Here is an 8,849-nt window from a genome sequence, read left to right as displayed (position 1 = left end):
TCGCCCACGTTTTGAATGGTGAGCGTTGGCGCTTGCGTGTCGATGGTAGTGGTGTCACTCACTGTGGTTTCGTTGCCGACACTGTCGCGCACACTTACTTCAATGGTGCTTTCACCTTCACTTAATGGTGTCGTTGGTGTGGCGCTCCAATCACCGTTTGCATCCACAAGGGCGGTGATAGTTTGCGGGTTGCCTGCGCTATCAGTAACCACGATAGTCACTTGCGCGCCTTCACCCGCATCGCTTGTGCCGCTTATGATTGGTGTATTGCTGTCGCTTTGTGCGGCAACCTCAACAGTAAGCATTGGCGGTGTGTTATCAAAGTCATCTGAGCTAATTGTACGGGTATTACCTGCGGCATCGGTCGCTGTTGCGATCACGGAGCCTAAATTAAGTAATGAGATATCGATACCAGTTAATGACCAGTTACCATTGGCATCTGTGGTTGTGGTGTAACTTAGCCCTACGCCACCGCCAACAAGTTGCTCGGTAATGGTAATTTCACTGCCAGCCGGTAAATCAGAGGTGCCATTTAATAACACCAATGAGCCTAATAAGAAGGTAGGTGTAAACGCTAAATCTGGTGGGGTAACATCTACTTCGCCACTGTCTGTACCCGTGCCTGTATTGCCTGCAGCATCGATAATGCTGGCGCTAACACTGTAATTCCCTTCAGCTAATATACCTGTTGGTGTCGCGCTCCAGTTACCATTGGTGTCGGTTTGTACATCAATGCTTTGGGTGGCATTTGCTGCATCTGTAAACGTAACTGTAATCGTGCTGTTAGGTGCATCACTGGTGCCAGTAACGGTTGGTGTAGTGTCGTTGGTTAGTAACGGCGCATCCACACTCACACTTGGTGCAGTGGTATCAATGGTGCCATTGCCTGTAATATCGGTGCTGTTACCTGCCACATCGCTGATGTTGGCGGTGATCGTGTACGGCCCTTCAGCCAGTGCAGTCGGTACTTCGATTGAGAAGTTGCCATCAGCATCCACAGTGGTGGTGAACGTTTGTGAGCTACCTAAATCATCCACTACGGTAAAGTTAATAACCGTGCCTTCAACCGCATCGCTTGTTCCGCTGAGTGTCGGGGTGATGTCGTTACTTGAGCCTGGGCTGGTAAGTACAAGCGTCGGTGCAATGGTATCTATTTCACCAGTGCCTGTGGCTGTTGCTTCATTGCCTGCAGCATCGCTCACACTTGCGCTTACGGTGAAGTTACCTTCTGCAAGGGCTGTCGTAGCAGGGGCTGACCACGCGCCACTTGCGCCAACTGTCGCGGTAATGGTTTGCTGTGCACCGGCACTGTCTGTCACAATAATAGTGACTTCACTGCCTTGTGGCGCATCGCTTGTACCCGAGATAGTCGGTGTTGTGTCATTGCTGACACCATTGTCTGCAATAACAAGGTTTGGCGCGGTTAAGTCAATCTCGCCTGTTTCCGTGGCGCTGCCGATATTACCTAGGCCATCGTCTACCTCTGCGGTCACCGTGTATTCACCTTCGGCTAAATCAGTTGGTGCATCGATGCTCCAGACGCCACCCGTTACCGTCGTATCAACAGTCGTAATATTCCCCGCACTGTCCTCAAACGTTAAGGTAATGATTGTGCCATCTGCCGCATCGCTTGTACCATTTATGCTTGGGGTGGTGTCGTTGGTATCAAGCAATGCATTAATACTAATGCTTGGGGCCGTTGTGTTGAGTGTTGCGGTTTCACTTAATGTAGTGGTATTACCGGCGTTATCGCTAACGCTAGCTTCAATGGTGAGCTCACCATCGCTCAGTGCATTCGGTACATCCGCTGACCAACTGCCATCAGCTTGTACTGTCGCGGTGAACGTTTCTGTTGTGGTGCCATCGCTCACGCTGATGCTAATAACCGTCCCCGCCGGCGCATTGGTACTTCCGCTGATAGTCGGGGTGCTATCGTTCGTTGCGCCCACGGTATCAAGCACAAGCGTTGGCGCGAGGCTATCAATGGTGCCCGATTGCACGGCACTATCGGTGTTACCTGCGGCATCGGTAATGCTGGCTTGCACACTGTAGCTGCCCTCTGGTAATTCAGGGCTGGTTGCTTGCCAGTTGCCGTTCGCATCGACTGTGGCTGTAATTGGTGTTTCATCGCCGTTACTGTCGGTGATAACAATATTCACAACGGTGCCTTCAGGCTCTGTTGAGGTACCACTAATCATTGGGGTGCTGTCGTTGCCTAAGCCCAATGCATCAACGGTGATAACGGGTGTAATGGTATCTACATTACCACTGCTGTTCGCGGTGGTGTCGTTGCCTGCAGCATCGGTAATACTCGCGGTTACAGTAAAGTCTCCTTGCGCAAGCGCACTTGGAATTTCAATGTCCCAGTGACCATCACTTTCAACGGTGGTGGTAATGGTTTGCACAGCCCCTTCGCTGTCGGTGATGATGAGTGTAACGGTGCCGCCAATTTCATTACTGGTGCCTTGTAATGTCGGTGTTAAGTCGTTTACATCGCCAACAGTTTGGATAGTTAATGTCGGTGCTTGCGTATCTAATGTAATTGTATCTGTAACTGTTGTCGTATTTCCTGCTTCATCAGACACACTCACTTCGATGGTGTTATCACCTTCATTTAAATCTGTTTGTGGAGTTACTTCCCAGTTACCATTTGTATCTACTGTAGTGGTAAGTGTTTGTTCAACCCCGTTTTCATCGGTAATAACAACCGTGATACTGGTACCAACTTCTGCATCACTAGTACCTGAAATGGTAGGTGTTGAGTCGTTAGTTACAGTATCAAAGTCAACTGTTAAGCTAGGCCCTGATGTATCTATGTTGCCTGTAGCCGTATCTGAAGCGCTATTTCCTGCAGCATCAGATACTTCAGCTTCTACAGAGTAATCGCCCAAGGCCAACTCTTGAGAAAGTTCAATACTCCAATTACCTTCTACATCTGTTGTAGTGCTAAATGTGCGAACAACCCCTTGAGAATCAGTAACCGTTAAATTTATAACTGTGCCTGCAACTACGTCTGCTGTGTTACCAGAAATAACTGGGGTTGTATCATTACTTGTATCTAGTTCATTTACTTGTATGGTTGGAGGCGTAATATCAATTACAGCATCAAGCTCTGCACTAGCCGTTCCACCACCTATGTCTGTTACTGTTGCACTAATTAAAATGGTGCCTTCAGCTAAATCTACAGGCGGAGTAACACTCCAAAGACCGTTTTCATCAACAACTGTGGTTAAAGTAATTGTTGCACCCGCTGAGTCAGTGATCTGAACTTCAACCGAGGAGCCAACTTGTGCATTAAAAGTATCACCATTTATTTGAGGTGTTTGATCGTTAGTTTCGCCAATAATATCAATGGTGATAGTCAATGCGCTTGTATCGATTGTACCTAAAGCACTTGCTGTGCCTTCATTACCAGCGCTATCACTGATACTTGCATCTACAGAGTAGGTCCCTTCTGCTAAAGCCGCTGACACTTCTGCAGTCCAACTCCCGTCTGCAATTACTTGTGCTGTAATTGTTTGTACTGCACCATTAGCATCAGTCACAGTTAGAGTAATAGTTGAACCAGCAGTCTCCCCACTAACTGTGCCTGAAATGGTCGGTGTTGTATCACTCGTATCGCCTAGCGCATTAATAGTAACTATTGGCGCTGTGGTATCAACTTCGCCTGTTGTTGTTGCGGTTGTTTCATTGCCCGCTGTATCTGTAACCGATACCTCAACCGTAAATTCGCCTTCGCTTAATTCATTTGGTACATCCACACTAAAGGTGCCATCGGCTTGTACTTCAGTAGTAATTATTTGTGGATTACCAGCTTCATCAGTGACCGTAATAGTAACTAACGTGCCCTCAGGCTCGCCAGTAGCGGTGCCTGAAATAGTTGGGGTGGTGTCGTTAGTATCAGCCAGTGCGTCTATCGTGATCACCGGTGCTGAAGTATCAACTTCGCCCGTTGTTGTTGCGGTAGTTTCATTACCTGCAGTATCAGTAACCGATACCTCAACCGTAAATTCGCCTTCGCTTAATTCATTTGGTACATCCACACTAAAGGTGCCATCGGCTTGCACTTCAGTGGTGATGGTTTGCGGGTTACCAGCATCATCAGTGACTGTAATTGTAACAACAGTGCCCTCCGGCTCGCCCGTTGCTGTACCTGAAATAGTTGGGGTGGTGTCGTTAGTATCAGCCAGTGCGTCTATCGTGATCACCGGTGCTGAAGTATCAACTTCTCCCGTTGTTGTTGCTGTGGTTTCATTGCCCGCAGTATCAGTAACCGATACTTCAACCGTAAATTCACCTTCACTTAATTCGTTCGGTACATCCGCACTAAAGGTGCCATCAGCTTGCACTTCAGTGGTAATTATTTGTGGGTTACCAGCTTCATCAGTGACCGTAATAGTAACTAATGTGCCCTCAGGCTCACCCGTTGCGGTGCCTGAAATGGTTGGGGTGGTGTCGTTAATATCACCTACGGGGTCAATAATAACTGTTGGCGCGGAAGTATCAACTTCGCCTGTTGTTGTTGCGGTAGTTTCATTACCTGCAGTATCTGTAACCGATACCTCAACCGTAAATTCGCCTTCGCTTAATTCATTTGGTACATCCACACTAAAGGTGCCATCGGCTTGCACTTCAGTGGTGATGGTTTGCGGATTACCCGCGTCATCAGTTACCGTAATAGTAACAACGGTGCCCTCTGGCTCGCCCGTTGCTGTGCCAGAAATTGTCGGTGTGGTGTCGTTGCTATTTGCCAGTGGATCAATCGTAATAGCAGGAGCTGAGGTATCAATAGTACCCGTTGTTACTTCTGTACTTACGTTACCAGCAGTATCAGTGATTGATACGTCTACGCTGTATTCGCCTTCACTTAATTCATCTGGTACATCAACAGTGTAAGTGCCGTCAGCGAGTACTTCTGTAGTGATGGTTTGTAGGTTACCAGCTTCATCAGTCACGGTAATAGTAACAACTGTGCCTTCTGGCTCGCCAGTTGCGGTGCCTGAAATAGTCGGTGTTGTATCGTTGCTATCAGCGAGTGCATCAATCGTAATAGTTGGTGCGGTATTATCGATAGTTCCTTGTGCTGAAGTTTCACTTTGGTTACCTGCTTCATCGCTAACGATGGCATTAACGCTAAAGTCACCTTCAACTAACTCATTAATAGCATCAGCTGTCCAGCTACCATCAGCTAGCGTTTGTGTTGTAATTGTTTGTGTATTACCACCAGCATCTGTCAATGTTAACGTAACCGTTGTTCCAGCGGGCACATTTTGTACAGAACCTGAAATTGTTGGAGTAGTATCGGCGCTATCTGGGATTGTATTAATTGCTATAATTGGAGCTGATAAATCAATTGTTCCGGTACCAGTATCGCTTGCTTCATTACCTGCAGCGTCTGTTACTGTTGCCGTAATTGTAAAGTCGCCTTCAGCAACAGCTTGGGTTGCCCCAACTTGCCAAGTTCCATCTTCTGACACAACCGCCGTCAATGTTTGAGACTCACCATTTGCATCAGTAACTAAAACACTAACAAAGCTACCCGGAGCTACATCACTCGTTGTTCCGCTAAATGTAGGCGTTGTATCGTTTGAATCAGCAAAGTCATTTACTGCAACTAAAGGAGGGGTGGTATCAACTGAGCCTAATTGTGAATCTTGAGCTGCGTTACCTGCATTATCAGATACATTAGCTGTTACTGTAAAATCCCCCTCACTTAAAGCAGTTGGAACCTCAATACTCCAAGTACCATCAGCACTTATAGTAGTAACTAACTGTTGCTCAGCCCCTAGACTATCGGTAACAATTAAAGTTACTTCACTCCCAGATGCTAAACCTTGGGTAGAGCCGGTAAGAATAGGTGTTGTATCGTTTGTATCTGCAATATTGTTGATAGTCACACTTGGTGCGGTTAAATCGACCGAACCTGTAACAGTTGCCGTACTGCTATTGCCTGCAGTATCGCTAACACTTGCTGTTACTGTGAAATCACCTTCACTGAGATCTGCAATAATATCCGCTGTATATGTACCATCTGTATTCGTAATTGTTGTAAGTGTTTGTTCATTGCCTTCACTGTCAGTTATTACTAATGTAACTTCGGTCCCTGCAGGTACATCAATTACATTACCGCTTACAGATGGGGTTACATCATTCGTATCCTCAATAGGATTAATCGTGATTGCAGGATCGGTTAAATCAATCTCTCCAGTTTCACTTGCAGAAGCTGTATTACCCGCAGCATCAGTTACAGTTGCAACCACACTAAACTGACCTTCAACCAATTCATTACTTGCCTCAACTGACCAACTTCCGTCAGCACCAGTAACTACTTGCACGGTTTCTGCTACGCCATCGCCTCCTGTAAATGTAACGGTTACTAACGCACCAGGTTCTACGTCTTGTGTAGAGCCGCTAATTGTTGGTGTTGTATCGTTAGTATCAATAATAAAATTAATACTTACAGTTAAATCAACATTACCTACTGCACTTGCTTGCGCTTCATTACCCGAGTCATCTATAACAGCAGCAACTACAGTAAAGTCGCCCTCCGGTAGAGGAGTTGTTACTTGTGCAGTCCACGAACCATCTTCTTGCGTCACTGCAAGTAATGTAAATGTACTCCCATCGCTTGCCGTAATAGTTAAAGTAATGGTTGTACCTGCAGGCACATTACCGGTGTTACCACTTAAAAATGGAGTGGTATCGTTAGTATTAGCAATTGCATCGATTTGAATTGAAATAGGAGCAAACGTTATTTCGCCGTTTGTTTGCGCAGTAGCCTCATTACCTGCTGCATCGGTTACTGACGCAGTTGCTGTAAACTCACCACCTGGCAAGATTTCATTAGCATCAACACTCCATGTACCATCTTCATTTAATAAAGTAGTTAAAGTTTGTACGCTACCGTTTATATCGGTTACTAATACTGTAATTACAGAGCCCGCTGGAGCGTCTTCTACCCTACCTACAAATGTTGGTGTAGTATCGTTAGTATCAGCAATTGCAGTAACGGTAATATCTGGATTTGTTAAATCAACAACACCTTGGTTATTTGCTTGGGCTTGATTACCTGCAGCATCGCTTACACTTGCATCAACCTCAAACTGCCCTTCAGCTAATGGCGTAGTTACATCAATAGACCAATCACCATCAGCGTTAGTTTGGGTTAATAATGTTTGAGCTTGACCATTAAAATCGGTAATAACCACACTAATAATAGAGCCAGCAGGTACATCTTGTGCGTTACCTGTAATCGTTGGCGTGGTGTCTTGAGTGTCGTTAATATTATTAATTTGTACCGTAGGCGCCGTTAAATCAATTACTCCTGAATCACTTGCTAATGCTGAGTTTCCTACACTGTCGCTTACTTGTGCATCAACAGTAAAATCACCTTCAGGTAAAGGAGTCCCAACTTCTACACTCCAGCTTCCATCGGCTTGAGTAACTGCTGTTAAGGTTTGTATTTGCCCTGCACTATCTGTAACAGTAATTGTTACTTGCGTGCCCTCAGGAACCCCATTTGTTGTTCCAACAAGTGGTGGTGTTACATTATTTGTTTCATCAGTTACATTTACTGTGATTACCGGAGCAGTTAAATCTATATTCGCTAAAGCTTGGTCTATAGCTTGATTTCCAGCGGCATCAATCGCCACTGCACTTACATTAAACTCTCCTTCAGATAAAGGTGAGGTAGTAGTAATAACCCAATTTCCTAGCGCATCTACTTGAGTAACAATTGTTTGTACCGTACCTGCACTATCCGTTAACGTAACTGACACATTATCACCAGTGTTCAACCCAGATACAGTCCCTGTTATTGTCACGGTTTGCGAAGCAGAATCGGCAACAGGATCAATCGCAATAAGCGGAGCTGTTGTATCAATTTCTATAGAAATAGTGTCGTTTATAGGGTTGCCAACAGGATCTGTTGCTTCAACAACAACGGTCACAGGGCCATCAGCAACTGGAGTCGGTAAGGTTATTTCAAAGGTACCATCAGGGCCAATTACAACACTAACTACTTGAGAATTTCCATCAATATCAGTTACCGTTACATTAACTGTTTCGCCAATTAAGTTTTCGCTCGTACCAGTAATTGTTGGTTGTGATGAATTGGTAACACCCAGCTCATTAAGTGAAATAGAAGCCGAAGTTGCATCAGGCACAATACCATCAGAGGTATCTCTTAAATTAAAAGCTTCAGTAGCGCTTTGATCAAAAGATGAATCAAAAGTAACACTACTAGGATCAACGCTTTCAGAAATTCGGGTTAACTGTACAAACGAACTGCCTCCATCTGCACCAGCAGCGTTGCCGCCACCAGCAGCTGTTGCCTCTAAATTATCTAAAATGTCCCCATCACCCTCCAATGCATCTAAAAAGTCTGTTACATCTGAATTAGCTGCTGTTGATGAGTCTTGTTCTGTACCTAAATCTAAGCTTGCAATTGCTTCATCTAAACTTTCATCAAAAACAGTTGTTTCGCTAGCGTCTCTAGCTTCTTTAGCTAATAGGTCTGGTGTTATTTTTACCTTTTGATTTGCGGGTATAGATAAGGTTTCACCTTGCACATCTATTTGTAACGACGACTTAATAGCAGTAACAACTAAATCACCTACAGTAATAATGTCACCCACGTTTAAGGCTCTTACCGATCCATCATCTAACACAACACCCGCCGAGCCCTGAATATCAATAACTACAAGTCGATTTGCTTCCATTTAGCTACCCTCAAACTTTTTAAAATAACAATCTAATAAGTTAAAGGTAGAACAAAAAAAGCACATAGATACTGGACTCAAGTACAGGTTTAGAAGAAAAATTCAAAAATAAAAAATCAACAAAAAAGT

At 45.0% G+C, this 8,849-nt stretch carries 1 protein-coding gene; it reads right to left on the bottom strand.

The features are described from left to right. Positions 1 to 8,720: Ig-like domain-containing protein (locus I6E80_RS02740; RefSeq protein WP_197184712.1), on the bottom strand; the 8,720-nt coding region annotated here is incomplete at its 3' end. Positions 8,721 to 8,849: the final 129 nt, after the last annotated feature.

The organism is Pseudoalteromonas sp. NSLLW218 (assembly GCF_015864775.1).
Classification (GTDB): domain Bacteria; phylum Pseudomonadota; class Gammaproteobacteria; order Enterobacterales; family Alteromonadaceae; genus Pseudoalteromonas.
Note: the sequence above shows the minus strand (reverse complement) of the source record. Positions and strands in the feature narration are given on the sequence as shown.